This is a genomic window from Microbacterium sp. NPDC091676 (genome assembly GCF_044756645.1).
Taxonomy (GTDB): Bacteria; Actinomycetota; Actinomycetes; order Actinomycetales; family Microbacteriaceae; genus Microbacterium; species Microbacterium paraoxydans_D.
This window is the reverse complement of record NZ_JBIVTI010000001.1, coordinates 1,484,926-1,498,454: the sequence shown is the minus strand read 5'-3', so window position 1 is coordinate 1,498,454 and position 13,529 is coordinate 1,484,926. Positions and strand designations below refer to the sequence as shown.

Sequence of the window (13,529 nt, the reverse complement as noted above, 5' to 3'; positions counted from 1 at the left end):
ACCCGGCCCCTGGCGGCGGTCCGCAGAGGGGTGGGAGGAACGCACGGGGGTGGGTCGCGAGGGGACGCGGGATCATCCTCCCGATGTAGCGGAATGCTCCCGGCGGGCGACGCGGGGGACGGGAGCGCGGAAATAGCGTCGTCATCATGGAGATCACGACCACCGACCTCGGGCTCGCCGCCCGCGTCCAGCACCTGAAGAAGACCTACGGTTCGGGCGAGGGCACCGTCCGCGCGCTCGACGACGTGAGCGTCGGCATCCGCCGCGGACAGTTCACCGCCATCATGGGTCCGTCCGGATCCGGCAAGTCCACCCTCATGCACATCATGGCCGGCCTCGACAGCCCGACCGAGGGACGGGCGTGGATCGGCGACACCGAGATCACGGGTCTCGGCGACCTCGACCTGACCATCCTGCGCCGCCGCCGCGTGGGGTTCATCTTCCAGGCGTTCAACCTCGTCCCCACGCTCGACGCCCTCGGCAACATCCTGCTGCCGTTCGAGCTCGACGGCCGCCGCCCCAGCGCCATCGAGCGCGCACGGATCGACGGTCTCATCGAGACGCTCGGCCTCGGCAAGCGCCTCGGTCACCGGCCGCATCAGCTCTCGGGAGGGCAGCAGCAGCGCGTCGCCATCGCCAGGGCACTCGCCACCGCCCCCGACCTCGTGTTCGCGGACGAGCCCACGGGCAACCTCGACTCCCAGACCGGACGGGAGGTGCTGCGCCTGCTCGCGTCCGCCAGCCGGGAGCACGGCCAGTCCATCGCGATGGTCACGCATGACGCGATCGCGGCGAGCCACGCCGACCGGGTACTCTACCTCGGCGACGGCCGGATCGTGGCGGATCACCCGCGGCAGACCGCGGAGCAGATCTCGGCCTACATGCTCGCCGCGGAGGTGTCGGCATGACCGCGCTCGCCACGGTCGTCCCGGAGACGCGGACGACCGGACCCCGGCTGGCCTGGCTCCGCGACCGCGGCATGGGCGCGAGCGTCCTCGTCGCCGCGCTCTCGTCCGCGTTCGGGGTCTTCCTCGTCGAGATCACGGCCTACATCGGCGCCGTGCTCCAGGCCGATCCGTTCATCGGCGACAGCGGCACGCTCGCGGTCGTCGTCGCGATCCTGTCGGTGCTGCTCACCGCCGTCGCGATGTACGTGGCCGCGATCGTCACGGCGAACACGTTCTCGACGATCATCGCGGGCCGCACCCGGCAGATCGCGCTGATGCGTCTCATCGGGGCGACGGCTCGTGCGCAGCGGGCGGAGGTCGGTCGGCAGGGGCTCGTCGTCGGGCTCCTCGGCGCGGGGCTCGGCCTTCTCTCCGGACTCCTCCTCTCCGCGGCGGCGGTCCAGCTCGGCGGACAGTTCGTCGCCACCTCGCCGTCGTCCTTCTCACTCGCCCAGCCCGCTCTCGCCCTCCCGGCGGTCGGCGTCGCGCTCACCACCTGGGCGGCCGCCTGGGTGGGCTCGCGTCGCGTGCTCGCGGTGACGCCGCTGCAGGCTCTGGGTGGTGCCGTCGAGCGCACCCGTGACGAGGTCTCCGGGCGGAAGGGCCGCCATGTCGGGGCCTGGGTCCTGCTGATCTCCGGCGCGGCTCTGCTCGCCGGCGGCGTCGTCCTCGGACTCGTCACGCCGCTCGGTGTCGTGGTCGCGTTCTTCGGCGGCATCCTCTCCTTCACCGGGCTCGCCCTGGGGTCGGTGCTGTTCATGCCGCCGGTGCTCCGGCTCGTGGGGCGCCTGTTCGGGTCGAGCGCGACCGCCCGTCTCGCGGCCGAGAACGCCCTGCGGTACCCGGAGCGGTCGTCGCGGATGGCCATCGGCGTCGTCATGGGCGTGACGCTGGTGACGATGTTCGCGGTGGCGCTGGAGTCGTCGAAGCGTCTCATGACGAGCCAGACGACCGAGGAGATCCCGGCCGAGTTCTTCGCGCCGTACGACGCCTTCGCGGCCATCATGATGGTGCTCGTCGCCGTCTCGGCCGTGATCGCGGCCGTCGGCCTCGTCAACCTCCTGACCATCGGCGTCGTGCAGCGGCGCCGCGAGCTCGGACTGCTGCGCTCGATCGGTCTGTCCAACCGCCAGGTGCGCCGCATGGTGCTGCTGGAGGCGACGCACATCACGGTGGCGGCGACCCTCACCGGTCTCGTGCTCGGGGTGCTGTACGGGTGGATCGCGGCGCAGTCGCTGCTCGGCTCCGTGCCCGTCCTTCCGGAGTTCACGCCCGCCGGGCTGATCGCCCCGCAGGTGCCGTGGCTGCCGGTGGTCATCATCGTCGCCGCGACCGCGCTGCTCACGCTCGTGGCCGCCGCGACGCCGACCCGACTGGCGACCAGGGTGGCCCCCGTCGAGGCGCTCGCGGCCGACTGACGGCTCTAGGCTGGACGGATGCCGTCGCCGTTCGATCAGTCCCCGTACCAGGTCCGACTCGACTGGGGGGTGTCCGGGCTCGCCCGCCTCGCCCCGGCCGACGTCGTCGTGGTGATCGACGTCCTCCGGTTCTCCTCGACGGTCGCCGATGCGGTGGCCGCGGGAGCGGAGGTCGAACTGGACGGGGCCCTCGAATGGTCGCGGAACGGGGCGGCGGTGGCAGCCGCCGTCCCGACCGGGGCCACGGTCCTGCTGGGCGCGATCCGCAACGCCGGTGCCGTGGCCAGAGCCGTGCAGGTGGAGCAGGAACGCCGCCAGGGTCGCACCTCGGTGGCGCTGATCCCGGCCGGCGAGGTCGACGCCGCGGGGGAGCTGCGCGTCGCCGTGGAGGATCAGCTCGGGGCCGGAGCGATCGCGGCGGCGCTGACCGATCTCGGCATCGACCACACCGCCCCGGACGCCGCCGTGGCCGCGGAGGGCTTCCGCGCACTGCGGCGCGCACTGAAGCACCTGATCGGGGCGACGGGCTCCGGGCGCGAGTTGCAGGCCGGGGTCCCGGCGACCGAGCGGATGCGGGCCGCCGGACTGGTGCCGACCAGCACCGCGGACGCCGCCGTCCTGGACGCGGTGGACGTCGTCCCCGTTCTGCGCGACGGGCGGTTCACGCGCTTCGAGTGAGCACGCGATCCGCGTAGGGTCGAGGAATGAGGTTCCTCCCCGCTCTCCTCGTCGACGCCGTCCTCGTCCTCGTCTTCGCCGCCATCGGCCGCGCCTCCCACCAGGAGGACCCGGCAGGGTTCCTCCTCACGGCCTGGCCCTTCCTCGTGGCCCTGCTGCTGGGACACGCCGCCGCGCTGCCGCTCCCTGGACGGCCGCGTCGGCCGTGGTCGCTGTCCTGGGGAGCGGTCGTCTGGGCGGTGACGGTCGTCGGCGGCATGCTGCTGCGGCTGCTCAGCGGAGACACCGCGGAGGTGCCCTTCGTCATCGTGGCGATGCTCGTGCTCGGCGTGTTCCTGCTCGGTTGGCGTGGTCTGGCCGCGCTCGTCCGTCGACGCCGCAGTCGCCACGAGACCGAGACCGAGACAGGACGCCCCGGTCCTGTGGACTCCGCGGCAGACCGGGACGCAGCCGCAGAGCCTGCTCCGACGGACGCGGACGCGGAGGACGCCGCGCCCGCCGAGGAGGACGCCTCCGGGTCCGAGGAACGGCCGCACTCCGGCGGCTCCTCCGTCTGAAGCGAGAGCGGCGACCCCGCTCCCGCGGGGCTCAGCGGGGGGCCTGTGCGGCGAGACGGGCGTCGGTCGTGATCTCGCGGCGCGTCCAGGCGAAGAGGTGCTGGGCATCGAACGTGCGGGAGCATCGGGCGCAGGACGTGGCCCGACTCGGTCGGCGGTGTCGATACGTGACGTGACCGGCAGGGCAGCGGCCCACCCACGGAGCGAGCTCGACGGCGGTCTCCCCGCGGTGCGTCGTGCCGCCGACATAGCCCAGGTCGCGGGCCACGCGCTTCCAGGTGGGGCCGTGGGCGGCCTGGTGCCCGGCGAGGGCGTGGGCCACCTCGTGCAGGAGCACCTGATGGATCTCGTCGTCCTCGAAGCGGGCGGCGAGATACCGCGATACGGTGATGCGCTTGCGTGTGTAGTCGCACTGGCCGGCGCGACGCTTGGCATGGTCGAAGTCGAACGACCAGCTGTCGTCGAGATGCAACCGGATCAGTGCCTCGCCCCAGACGCGCACGCGGTCAAGTTCCGCCATGCGCTCAGGCTAAGGCATGCCGCGGACACTCGGGCGCATCGGCTCAGCCGGCGACGAGCTGCGCCGGACGACGACGCTCCACGGCCTCGATGGCGAGGAGCACGGTCTCCAGCTCCCGGTCCTCCGCGCCGGACTCGCGCCGCAGGAAGAGCGACTGCTTGAAGCTCTCCCGTGCGGTCTCGTAGTCCTCGGCGTCGTAGGCGTTCTTGCCGTGGTGCTGATAGGCGAAGGCGGCGATCGACAGCCAGCGCTGCCCCTCCGCCTCCGCGGCGCAGGTCGCCAGCTCCTGCTCGGCCGCGGCATGCGCGCCCCGGTACTGCAGGATCGTCGCGTGCAGCACGCGGGCGCGGAGCACGTCCTTGCGGGTGCCGGCCATCCGGGCCTGCCGCACGGCTTCGTCGGCGAGCGCGAGGGCCTCGTCGAGGCGTCCCAGCACCTTCAGCAGCCAGACCCGCTCGAGCAGAGCGGGAAGGCTGCGCTGCTCCTCGATCTCGGCAAGGCGAGCGGCGCACTCGTCGAGATCGACCCGTTCGCGGAGGCTCTCCTGGTCGTATCCCCGGATCAAACTCATTGCTCTCCTTCCGCGCGTCCCCGCACCTGTCCCCGTCCAGTCTGCCTGCCGCTTCCGCGGTCCTCGGGGCGGCGCGCCACGTCAGCGCAGGAACAGCGAGGCATCGGGTCGCGGGGACGCGACGGCGTCGGCGTCCGTGACGATCCGGGCGCCCTGGAGGAAGGCGCGGGCCTCGTCCCCCTGGGCGATCTTCGCGGGATGCGGACCCGCGGCGAGCATCCGGGGCAGCCACTCCGTCGGGAGCGGGGCGGCGGAGGCCGCCACCACCAGGTTGCCGAAGCGGCGGCCCTTGAGTACCTGGGTGTCGGCGAGGATCCCGATCTCCGGGAGCACCTCGGCGATCGTCGCGGCCTGTCGACGGGCGAACGCGAGACCGCGACCGTCGGCGACGTTGACGAGCAGGACGCCGCCGGGGGCGAGCAGCGCGGCGAGCTCCCGGTAGAACTCCACGCTCGTGAGGTGGGCGGGCGTCTGCGCGCCCGAGTACACATCCGAGACGACGAGGTCGCACGTGCCGACCAGCGCCCCCGGGAGCTTCCGGACCCCCTCCCTCGCATCGCCGATCCGCAGGCGGATCGCCGCCCCCTTCGGCAGCGGGAGGTGCTCGCGGACGAGCTGCACCAGCGGGGCCTCCAGCTCGATGACCTGCTGCCGGGATCCGGGGCGGGTCGCGTCGATGTACCGGGGGATGGTGAGGGCACCGGCCCCGAGGTGCACCGCCGTGAGCGGACCGTCGCGGAGCTGATCGATCACCGCCCCCATCCGCACGATGTACTCGAAGTGCAGGTGCGTGGGGTCGTCGAGGTCGACGTGCGACTGCGGGGTGTCGTCCACGACGAGCTCGTAGCCGCTCGTGAACTCCGACGGGACGATCCGGGCGAGACCGCCGTGGTCGAGGCGGGTCTGCGGGTGCTCGGCGTCCCGTGATCGCGTCCGTCCCATGCCGTCGAGCCTACGCCGCGCGGACCAGGGGTCAGCGCTGGTTGCCCACCGCGCAGGTCTCCTGCTCGAGGGTCTGACCCGACACCTCCGGCGGGAGCGTCGCCCTGACGTCCGGCGTGGCGCTCGCCTCGGGAGTGGATTCGGTCTCCGGGGTCTCCGCCGCCGTGGGGGCGGGCGTGACGAGCTCCACGCCGCGGTGCGTCGTCACGTCGCCGGTGAGCTGGAGCGGCTGCCCCGCCCGCACCGCGTCCCACAGGGCGGCCGCGGCCGCCTCGTCCGGCACGACCTTGTCGTCGTCGAACGGATCGGCGATGTTCGGGTACTGCACGAAGACGAAGTCGCTGAAGTTCACATCCTTGAGGGCCAGCGCGAGCTGAGCCAGCCGGAGGGGGTCGGCGAGCTCGTCACTGGGGTCGATGTTGTCGGCGACCGCGTTGGTCAGTCGCAGCACCTTCGGGATGTCCGTCAGCGTCTCCTCGCTGAGCACCTTCCTGGCCAGCCGCGACATGTACTGCTGCTGGTTGGAGATGCGTGCCAGGTCGCTCTCGTCTCCCACCCCGTGCCGGGTGCGGATGAACTGGAGGGCTTCCACTCCCGAGACCGTCCGCATGCCGGCGGGCCAGTCGATGCCGGTGTGCCGGTCGCGGATGCCGTCTCCGGCGATGCACACCTCGACGCCGCCGATCGCGTCCGTCACCGCCATGACGCCGTCGAAGCTGATCTTGGCGGCGAACTCGATGGGGATGTCGCCCAGTTCGCTCACCGTCTTCGCGATGCAGGAGAGGCCGGCGTGCTCGAAGAGCGCGTTCATCGACGCCTTCTCCATCGCGGACGCGACGGAGCCGTCCTCGCGGGTGCACTCGGGAACGGGGACACCCAGGTCGCGGGGGAGGGAGACGACGGTCACGTTCCGGGGCGCCGCCGAGACGTGCACGAGGAGGTTGACGTCGTTGCGGCTCCGGCCGTCGGCTTCGGCGCAGCGTTCGTCGAAGAGCGCGGTCGCCTGGGGGCCGCACTCGTCGGTCCCCACGATGAGGATGCTGAACGCCTTGTCGTCCGGGTAGGCGCCGACCGTGGGCGGGTCGACCTCCGGGGCGCCCTCCAGGGTGACCGCCCCGTCGCCCACGCGGTTGAAGACGTCCCAGACGAGGAAACCCGCCACCGCGACGGCGGAGACGAGGACGACCGCGAGCCCGATCCCGAGACCCCGCAGGACCCGGGTGGTCCGGCTGCGCGCCGACGGCGGTGCGTGCCGGGGGAGGGGAGGGCGGTCGGCGTCGGATCCACGGCGGGGCATGCGGGGAGCCTACCCCGGAGGCCTGATGTTACGGGGGTATGACGATTGTGGGAGGAACTTGCAGGGAATTAGTTAGTCGTGAATACTTTTTCCTATCCCCGGTACGCACCCGATGCACACCTGGACTTTCAAAGAGGAGATCCCCCCATGCACAAGCGCATTCTTCCGGCGGTGGCGCTCGGCGCCGCTGCCACGATCGCTCTGGCCGGCTGCGCCGGCGGCAGCGGCGACAACGGCTCGACCGACGGCGAGGGCCAGGAGCTGACCGTCTGGATCATGAAGGGGACCAACCCCGACGCGACCGCGTTCTACGACAAGGTCTCGGACGCCTTCGAAGAGGAGACCGGCGCGAAGGTCACCATCGAGGAGATCCAGTGGGCCGACGCCCACGACCGCTTCGTCACCTCCATCGCCGGTGGCACCACCCCGGACATCGCCGAGACCGGCACCACCTGGACCGCGGAGTTCGCCGACGCCGGTGCGCTCCTCCCGCTCGACGAGTACGTCGACGCCGAGGACGGCCTGCGCGACGACCTCGTCGAGGGCCTCGCGGTCGCCGGCACCTACGAGGACGAGCTCTACGGCATGCCGTGGTACGCCGGTGTCCGCTCCATCGTCTACCGCACCGACGTCTTCGAGGAGCTCGGTCTCGAGGCTCCGAAGACCTGGGACGACATCGTCGCCGCGGGCGAGGCCATCAAGGCCGCCAAGCCCGACATGCTGCCCTTCCCCGTCGCGGGTGACGCCGAGTTCCAGGTCTACCCCTGGGTCTGGGGCGCCGGCGGCGAGATCGCCACGAAGGACGGCGACACCTGGACCAGCGAGCTCGACAGCGCCGAGTCGCAGGCCGGCATCGAGTTCTACACGGGCCTGGCCACCGAGCACGGCTTCTCGTCGGCCGGTGCGACCACGTGGAAGGAGACCGACCTCCGGGACGCCTTCACGCAGGGCAACGTCGCGATGATGCTCTCCGGCTCTTGGACGCCGAACGCCCTCATCGAGGCCAACCCCGAGCTCGAGGGCAAGATCGGCGCCGCCGTGATCCCCGGCCAGGACGGCGGCATCGCGCCCTCCGTGCTCGGCGGCTCGCACCTGTCGGTGTTCAACACCACGAAGAACGCCGACCTCGCGTGGGAGTTCGTCAAGCTCATGACCACCGGTGAGTTCGCCGAGCAGTGGTCCGACGAGACCGGCTACTTCCCGGGCGTCCAGTCCGCGATGGAGGAGGCCCTCGCCTCGACCGACCCGCTCGTCGCTCCGTTCGCCGAGCAGATGGTCGACGGCGGCGCGTCCGTCCCGGTCACGCCGAACTTCGGCGCCGTGCAGGCGAAGAAGACCACCAACGCCATGATCCAGGCCATCCTCAGCGGGCAGAAGGACGTCGCGACCGCGACGAAGGACGCCGCCGCCGAGATGACCGAACTGCTCAACCAGTAAGGAACCATTCCTTCCATGTCGATGGTGCAAGCGCCACTGCCGGCCACGAAGGCGGAGCCCTCCTCCGCCTCCGTGGCCGGCGGCCGGAAGCGTCGGGGTCTCTCGATCGTCACGGCCCGCCCCTGGCTCCTCCTCGCCCCCGGGCTGATCATCCTCGCGGTGCTCATGCTCTGGCCGCTCGTGCAGGTGTTCCTCTACTCGTTGCAGGACTACGGTCTGCGCGAGATCAACACCGGTGAGAGCAACTGGATCGGGCTGGACAACTACGCCGAGGCGCTCACCAATCCGACCCTGTGGACGGTGGTGCTCCCCAACACGGTCGGCTTCGCGGCCGTCGCGGTGTTCACCACCGTCGCACTCGGAACCCTCGTCGCGCTGCTGCTGGCGCGCCTGGGTACCGTGTGGCGCACCATCGTCTCCAGCTGCATCATGGTCGCGTGGGCGATGCCCGCCGTGACCGGCACGTACGTCTGGACCTTCATCTTCGATGCCGACCGCGGCATCTTCAACAGCGTCCTGCAGGACCTCGGCCTCATCGACGGCCAGGTCAACTGGTTCACCAACCAGTGGTCGTTCTACGCGATCGTGCTGCTGAACGTCGTCCACCACGGCTTCCCGTTCGTGGCCATCACCGTGCTCGCCGGGCTCCTGGGCGTCTCGAAGGAGATGCTCGAGGCGGCGGCGCTCGACGGGGCCGGCGCATGGCGCCGCTTCTGGAAGATCATCTTCCCGACGCTCAAGCCCGTCTTCTCCGTCGTCATCATCCTGTCGACGATCTGGGACTTCAAGGTCTTCGCGCAGGTCTACCTCATGCCCGGCGGCAGCGGCGGCAACCGTCAGGTGCTCAACCTCGGCGTGTGGTCGTACGTGGAGTCGTTCGGTCAGAACCGGTACGGATTCGGCGCCGCGCTGGCGGTGCTGCTGACCCTCGTGCTGATCGGCATCACGATCGTCTACATCCGCTCCCTCATGAAGGAGGACGAGCTGTGAACCCCCGCCCCAGGCTCCGGTCGCGCATCGGACTCGGCATCGGCGTCGCCGCCGTCCTCGTCTTCACCCTGTTCCCCGTCTACTGGATGGTCTCCAGTGCGTTCGACGCCAAGGCGTCCAGCGGCGGGCAGTCGCTCCTCCCCCAGGAGTTCACGTGGGACAACTTCGCCTTCGTGCTCACGGAGGGCGGCTTCGGCACGTACCTGCGCAACTCGGCGATCGTGGCCCTCGTCACGGTGCTCGTCAGCGCCATCGTCTGCCTGCTCGCGGCGGTCGCCGTCGCGCGCTTCCGCTTCAAGTTCCGCACCACGGTCCTGATGATGATCCTCGTGGTGCAGATGGTGCCGCTCGAGGCACTCGTCATCCCGCTGTTCCTCCAGGTGAAGAGCCTCGGTCTGCTCAACAGCATCATCGGCCTCATGGTGGTCTACGTGGCGCTGTCGCTCGCGTTCGGCATCTGGATGCTGCGCGGCTTCGTCGCCGCCGTCCCGGTCGAGCTCGAGGAGGCCGCCTACATCGACGGCGCGAGCTGGTGGCGGATGTTCCGCTCCATCCTGCTGCCGCTCGTGATGCCCGGTCTCGTCGCGACGAGCATCTTCAGCTTCATCACGGCATGGAACGAGTTCATCTTCGCCATGACGATCCTCGGCGCGCAGACCGACCAGTACACGGTCTCGATCGGCCTCAAGTCGTTCTTCGGCCTGTACTCCAACGACTGGGGCAGCATCATGGCCGCCTCGACGATCATCACCGTGCCCGTCATGATCTTCTTCGTCATCGTGCAGCGCCGGCTCTCCGCCGGCATGGTCGCGGGGGCGGTGAAGGGATGACCGACGAGCTCGAGCGTCTCGCGAACGGCGTGCTCTGGCCCGGATTCCTCGGCACCACGGCCCCCGCCTGGCTCGTGGAGGAGCTGCGCGAGGGCCTGGCCGGCGTCGTGTACTTCGGCCAGAACGTCGGCGAGGGACTGCCCGCGCTGAGCGCGCAGATCCTCGACGCGAACCCGGACGCCCTGATCGGTGTGGACGAGGAGGGCGGCAGCGTCACGCGCCTGGAGTCCGGGAGCGGCTCCACCCTTCCCGGGGCCGCGCAGCTCGGCGCGCTCGACGACGTCGTCGCCTCGGAGCGGACCGGGGCGGAGCTCGCCCGCCGCGTGCGCGCCGTCGGTGCGAACGTGGTGCTCGGTCCGGTGGCCGACGTCAACACCGATCCCCGCAACCCCGTCATCGGGGTGCGTTCGTTCGGGTCCGAGGAGGCGCTGGTGACCCGCCACGTCGTCGCCACGGTCGACGGCATCCAGGACGGCGGGGTGGCCGCGTGCGTCAAGCACTTCCCCGGCCACGGCGACACCCACCTCGACTCCCACCACGCCCTGCCCGAGATCGCGCTCGACGTGGCCGAGTACGAGCGCGTACACCTCGAGCCGTTCCGCGCCGCCGTCGAGGCGGGGGTGGACGCGATCATGACCGCGCACATCGTCGTCCCCGCGTGGGGCGCGCAGCCGGCCACCCTCAACCCGCGCGTGCTCGGCATGCTGCGCGAGTGGGGCTTCCGGGGCGTCATCATCACCGACGCGCTGGACATGGCCGCGATCCGCGAGACCGTCGGACTCGGCGGGGGCGCCGCCCTCGCGCTGGCCGCCGGCGCCGACCTGCTGTGCATCGGCAACCCGACCAACCCCGGCGAGGCCGCCCTTCCCGACCAGGACCGCCGGGACTTCCTCGCCGCCCGCGACGGGATCGTCGCCGCGCTGCGCGACGGCTCGCTCTCCCGGGAGCGCGTCGAGGAGGCCGCCGCACGGGTGTCGGCCCTCGCCGCCCGGTTGCGCGCGAGCGCGACCTCGGACGAGGAGGACGCCGCGTTCGACGCCGCCGAGATCGTCCGTCGGTCCGTGTCGCTCGCCGGCGACGCCCCCGAGGCCGCGGAGGCCCTGGCGGTGATCGATGCCCGACGTCGCTCGACGCTCGCGGTGGACAGCGCCGCCGCGTACGTCGCGGAGGCGCTCGCGGGAGACGGCATCCGGGTGCGGCTGGACGTGGCCGCACGCCCCGTGGCCGAGCAGGATGCCGTGATCGACGAGGTCGCCGCGGCGACCGGCACGACGGTCATCCTCGTGGATCGACCGGATGCGGAGCCGGCGCAGCGCGCACTGATCGAGCGGACCGCGCTCCGGGACCCGGGTGCGGTCGTCGTGAACGTCGGCCTCCCCGTGCAGGCGCCGCTGCCGCTGCCCACCGTCGAGGTCGGCGCCGCCAGCCGGCTCGGCGCGCAGACCGCGCGGGACGCGCTCCTCGGCCGGTTCCGGCCGCGACAGAGGACGACCGCCGCCGGTTGAGACGGGATCAGCGCATGGACGACGACGTTCTGGCCGTGGTGCGGCGCTCCCTCCCCAAGCTCAGCGCGGCGGAGGGACGCGTCGCCGAGAGGATCCTCGGAGACCCCACCCTCGTGGTGGACCTCGCGATCAACGATCTCGCGCAGCTCTGCCAGACCTCGCTGTCGACCGTCGCGCGCTTCGCGCAGTCGCTGGGGTACAGCGGCTATCGGGAGCTGAGGGTCGCCGTCGCGCGGTCCGTCACCCTCGCGCAGGCGCAGCAGGCCCGGTTCGGACTCGACTCCACGGCGATCGACCGGGACGACGGACCGGCGGCGATCGCCGCGAAGCTCGCGGCGCAGGAGATCGACGCGATCGAGAAGACGGCACGGGCCCTGGATGCGGATGCCCTCGACCGGGTGGCGCGGGCGGTGGTCGTCGCCCGGCACATCGACCTGTTCGGGCAGGCGGCGTCGTCGCTGACCGCCCAGGACCTCCAGCTCAAGCTCTCGCGGATCGGCTGCTCGGTGACCCACTCGGCCGATCCGCACCTCGCGATCACCGCGGCGTCGCTGCGCTCCTCCGCGGACGTGGCGATCGCCTTCTCGCACGGCGGGGAGACGGCCGAGACCGTCCGCGCCCTCGAGGTCGCCCGGGCCACGGGCGCGCTCGCGGTGGCCGTGACGAGCGCCGCCGACTCCCCGCTCGCGGCCCTCGCCGACGTCGTGCTCCTCAGCCAGGCCCAGGAGTCGCCGTTCCGGATGGCCGCCATGTCGAGCCGCATCGCGCAGCTCGCGCTCATCGACGTGCTCTTCGTCCGCATCGTGCAGCACCGGGGCGAGCACGTCGCGGTATCGCTGCAACGCACGCACGACGCGGTCCCGCCGCGTCACGGCCGCCACGCGGACTGACCGCCTCGGATCAGTCGACGTGGTCGCGCGTGCTGGCGATCGCGCGGGTCGCGATGCGGTGGGCGCGGGCCAGGCTTCCGTGCAGCGTCAGGCCGGTGAGGACGCCGGCGAGGAAGCCCGCGGCGAACGCGTCGCCCGCCCCGATCGTCTCCACGACCGGCACATCGAGGGCATCGCTGGCCGCGCGCTCGGCACCGTCGAACGCCACGGCGCCGGAGGGGTCGGTCACGACCAGGTACCGCGGCTCGGGGAACAGCATGCGCAGGTCGTCCGGCGCGCTCGTCCCGAACACGGCCTCGGCGTCGGGACGGGTGCAGAAGACGATGTCGGCGCGGTGGGCGAGGTCGGTGAGCAGTGCCCGCCCCTCGTCCTCCCGGCCGCGCCACAGCGCAGGGCGCCAGTTCAGATCGAAGCTGACGAGGCGGGCGGGGCGGGGAGCCGCCACCAGGGACTCCTGGGCGGCGCGTGCAGAGGGCGAGAGTGCCGGCGTGATGCCGGAGGTGTGCACGAGGGCCGCCGCGGCGAGCAGGTCCACCGCCACGGGCGACTCCAGCGACGCCGGCGACAGCGCCGCCGCGGCCGACCCGGCACGGTAGTAGTGCATCGTCCCCTCCACGGCGCCGTCCGCCCGCGGTGAGAGCTCCTTGACGTAGAGTCCCGTCGGTGCGACCGGGTCGACCTCCACGGCCCGATCGTCCACGCCGTGCGCACGGAGCTCGGCGGTGAGGAAGCGTCCGAAGCCGTCGTCGCCGACGCGGGACACGACCGCGGTGCGGATGCCGGCGGAGGCCAGCGCGATCGCGGTGTTCCACTCGGCCCCGGCGAGGGAGCGGTGGAACGTGCGGCAGGTCTCGAGCGGTCCGGCGGTGGCGGCGACGAGGGCGACCAGGCCCTCGCCCAGGCACACGACGCGGGGAGTGGTGTCCGGCACGTTCTGGACATTACCG

The 13,529-nt window shown here is 71.8% G+C and carries 14 protein-coding genes; 9 read left to right on the top strand and 5 right to left on the bottom strand.

Annotation, left to right across the window (positions count from 1 at the left end; all coding sequences use genetic code 11):
• Positions 1–146 precede the first annotated feature (146 nt).
• From ACIQID_RS07380 to ACIQID_RS07365, 4 genes are read left to right on the top strand one after another with little or no spacing between them, the layout of a single operon-like run.
• Complete coding sequence (locus ACIQID_RS07380; protein ID WP_136051761.1) at positions 147–908, top strand: ABC transporter ATP-binding protein; 762 nt, start codon at positions 147–149, stop codon at positions 906–908.
• The gene (locus ACIQID_RS07375; RefSeq protein WP_400283380.1) at positions 905–2,365 is read left to right on the top strand and encodes an FtsX-like permease family protein; all 1,461 of its coding nucleotides are present in this window, start codon (positions 905–907) and stop codon (positions 2,363–2,365) included. The genes ACIQID_RS07380 and ACIQID_RS07375 overlap by 4 nt, the downstream gene beginning before the upstream one ends.
• A gap of 18 nt (positions 2,366–2,383) precedes the next feature.
• Complete coding sequence (locus ACIQID_RS07370; protein ID WP_312673595.1) at positions 2,384–3,043, top strand: 2-phosphosulfolactate phosphatase; 660 nt, start codon at positions 2,384–2,386, stop codon at positions 3,041–3,043.
• Positions 3,044–3,069: 26 nt separating this feature from the next.
• Complete coding sequence (locus tag ACIQID_RS07365; RefSeq protein WP_400283377.1) at positions 3,070–3,600, top strand: DUF3054 domain-containing protein; 531 nt, start codon at positions 3,070–3,072, stop codon at positions 3,598–3,600.
• A gap of 31 nt (positions 3,601–3,631) precedes the next feature.
• Here ACIQID_RS07365 and ACIQID_RS07360 read toward each other — a convergent pair whose 3' ends face one another.
• The 4 genes from ACIQID_RS07360 to ACIQID_RS07345 all read right to left on the bottom strand — a co-directional run bounded on the left by ACIQID_RS07360 (position 3,632) and on the right by ACIQID_RS07345 (position 6,930).
• On the bottom strand, positions 3,632–4,120 hold the full coding sequence (locus tag ACIQID_RS07360) for a SprT-like domain-containing protein (RefSeq protein WP_060922339.1): 489 nt from the start codon (positions 4,118–4,120) through the stop codon (positions 3,632–3,634).
• A gap of 43 nt (positions 4,121–4,163) precedes the next feature.
• Positions 4,164–4,691: a hypothetical protein gene (locus ACIQID_RS07355; protein WP_400283372.1), complete on the bottom strand. Its 528-nt coding sequence runs from the start codon at positions 4,689–4,691 to the stop codon at positions 4,164–4,166.
• Positions 4,692–4,772: 81 nt separating this feature from the next.
• Entirely contained in the window at positions 4,773–5,633 is an 861-nt protein-coding gene (locus ACIQID_RS07350) for a spermidine synthase (RefSeq protein ID WP_400283369.1), read from the bottom strand.
• Positions 5,634–5,664: 31 nt separating this feature from the next.
• Positions 5,665–6,930: an LCP family protein gene (locus ACIQID_RS07345; RefSeq protein WP_400283365.1), complete on the bottom strand. Its 1,266-nt coding sequence runs from the start codon at positions 6,928–6,930 to the stop codon at positions 5,665–5,667.
• A 147-nt stretch (positions 6,931–7,077) separates the two neighbouring features.
• On the opposite strand from ACIQID_RS07345, the gene ACIQID_RS07340 reads away from it, so the two are divergent.
• From ACIQID_RS07340 to ACIQID_RS07320, 5 genes are read left to right on the top strand one after another with little or no spacing between them, the layout of a single operon-like run.
• Positions 7,078–8,367, top strand: coding sequence for a sugar ABC transporter substrate-binding protein (locus ACIQID_RS07340; protein ID WP_312673590.1), 1,290 nt, complete (start codon positions 7,078–7,080; stop codon positions 8,365–8,367).
• A 15-nt stretch (positions 8,368–8,382) separates the two neighbouring features.
• A complete protein-coding gene (locus ACIQID_RS07335; protein ID WP_101847280.1) occupies positions 8,383–9,357 on the top strand; it encodes a carbohydrate ABC transporter permease in 975 nt (324 codons plus the stop codon).
• Positions 9,354–10,187, top strand: a complete 834-nt coding sequence (locus ACIQID_RS07330) for a carbohydrate ABC transporter permease (RefSeq protein WP_025104419.1) — start codon at positions 9,354–9,356, stop codon at positions 10,185–10,187. Before ACIQID_RS07335 ends, ACIQID_RS07330 begins: the two co-directional genes overlap by 4 nt.
• A complete protein-coding gene (locus tag ACIQID_RS07325) occupies positions 10,184–11,692 on the top strand; it encodes a glycoside hydrolase family 3 N-terminal domain-containing protein (RefSeq protein WP_400283359.1) in 1,509 nt (502 codons plus the stop codon). Before ACIQID_RS07330 ends, ACIQID_RS07325 begins: the two co-directional genes overlap by 4 nt.
• 14 nt (positions 11,693–11,706) lie before the next feature.
• Complete coding sequence (locus ACIQID_RS07320) at positions 11,707–12,582, top strand: MurR/RpiR family transcriptional regulator (RefSeq protein WP_400283356.1); 876 nt, start codon at positions 11,707–11,709, stop codon at positions 12,580–12,582.
• Between the two features lie 10 nt (positions 12,583–12,592).
• Here the strand turns inward: ACIQID_RS07320 and ACIQID_RS07315 are convergent, their stop codons facing one another.
• Positions 12,593–13,513 carry a sugar kinase gene (locus ACIQID_RS07315; protein WP_400283353.1) on the bottom strand — a complete coding sequence of 307 codons (921 nt, stop codon included), beginning with the start codon at positions 13,511–13,513 and terminating at the stop codon, positions 12,593–12,595.
• Positions 13,514–13,529 lie beyond the last annotated feature (16 nt).

What these genes read in the sequence shown, in the direction of transcription:
- ACIQID_RS07355 (WP_400283372.1), bottom strand. Translation starts at nt 4,691, where the DNA reads ATGAGTTTGATCCGGGGATACGACCAGGAGAGCCTCCGCGAACGGGTC.
- ACIQID_RS07360 (WP_060922339.1), bottom strand. Translation starts at nt 4,120, where the DNA reads ATGGCGGAACTTGACCGCGTGCGCGTCTGGGGCGAGGCACTGATCCGG.
- ACIQID_RS07320 (WP_400283356.1), top strand. Translation starts at nt 11,707, where the DNA reads ATGGACGACGACGTTCTGGCCGTGGTGCGGCGCTCCCTCCCCAAGCTC.
- ACIQID_RS07340 (WP_312673590.1), top strand. Translation starts at nt 7,078, where the DNA reads ATGCACAAGCGCATTCTTCCGGCGGTGGCGCTCGGCGCCGCTGCCACG.
- ACIQID_RS07375 (WP_400283380.1), top strand. Translation starts at nt 905, where the DNA reads ATGACCGCGCTCGCCACGGTCGTCCCGGAGACGCGGACGACCGGACCC.
- ACIQID_RS07350 (WP_400283369.1), bottom strand. Translation starts at nt 5,633, where the DNA reads ATGGGACGGACGCGATCACGGGACGCCGAGCACCCGCAGACCCGCCTC.
- ACIQID_RS07380 (WP_136051761.1), top strand. Translation starts at nt 147, where the DNA reads ATGGAGATCACGACCACCGACCTCGGGCTCGCCGCCCGCGTCCAGCAC.
- ACIQID_RS07345 (WP_400283365.1), bottom strand. Translation starts at nt 6,930, where the DNA reads ATGCCCCGCCGTGGATCCGACGCCGACCGCCCTCCCCTCCCCCGGCAC.
- ACIQID_RS07370 (WP_312673595.1), top strand. Translation starts at nt 2,384, where the DNA reads ATGCCGTCGCCGTTCGATCAGTCCCCGTACCAGGTCCGACTCGACTGG.
- ACIQID_RS07335 (WP_101847280.1), top strand. Translation starts at nt 8,383, where the DNA reads ATGTCGATGGTGCAAGCGCCACTGCCGGCCACGAAGGCGGAGCCCTCC.
- ACIQID_RS07325 (WP_400283359.1), top strand. Translation starts at nt 10,184, where the DNA reads ATGACCGACGAGCTCGAGCGTCTCGCGAACGGCGTGCTCTGGCCCGGA.
- ACIQID_RS07365 (WP_400283377.1), top strand. Translation starts at nt 3,070, where the DNA reads ATGAGGTTCCTCCCCGCTCTCCTCGTCGACGCCGTCCTCGTCCTCGTC.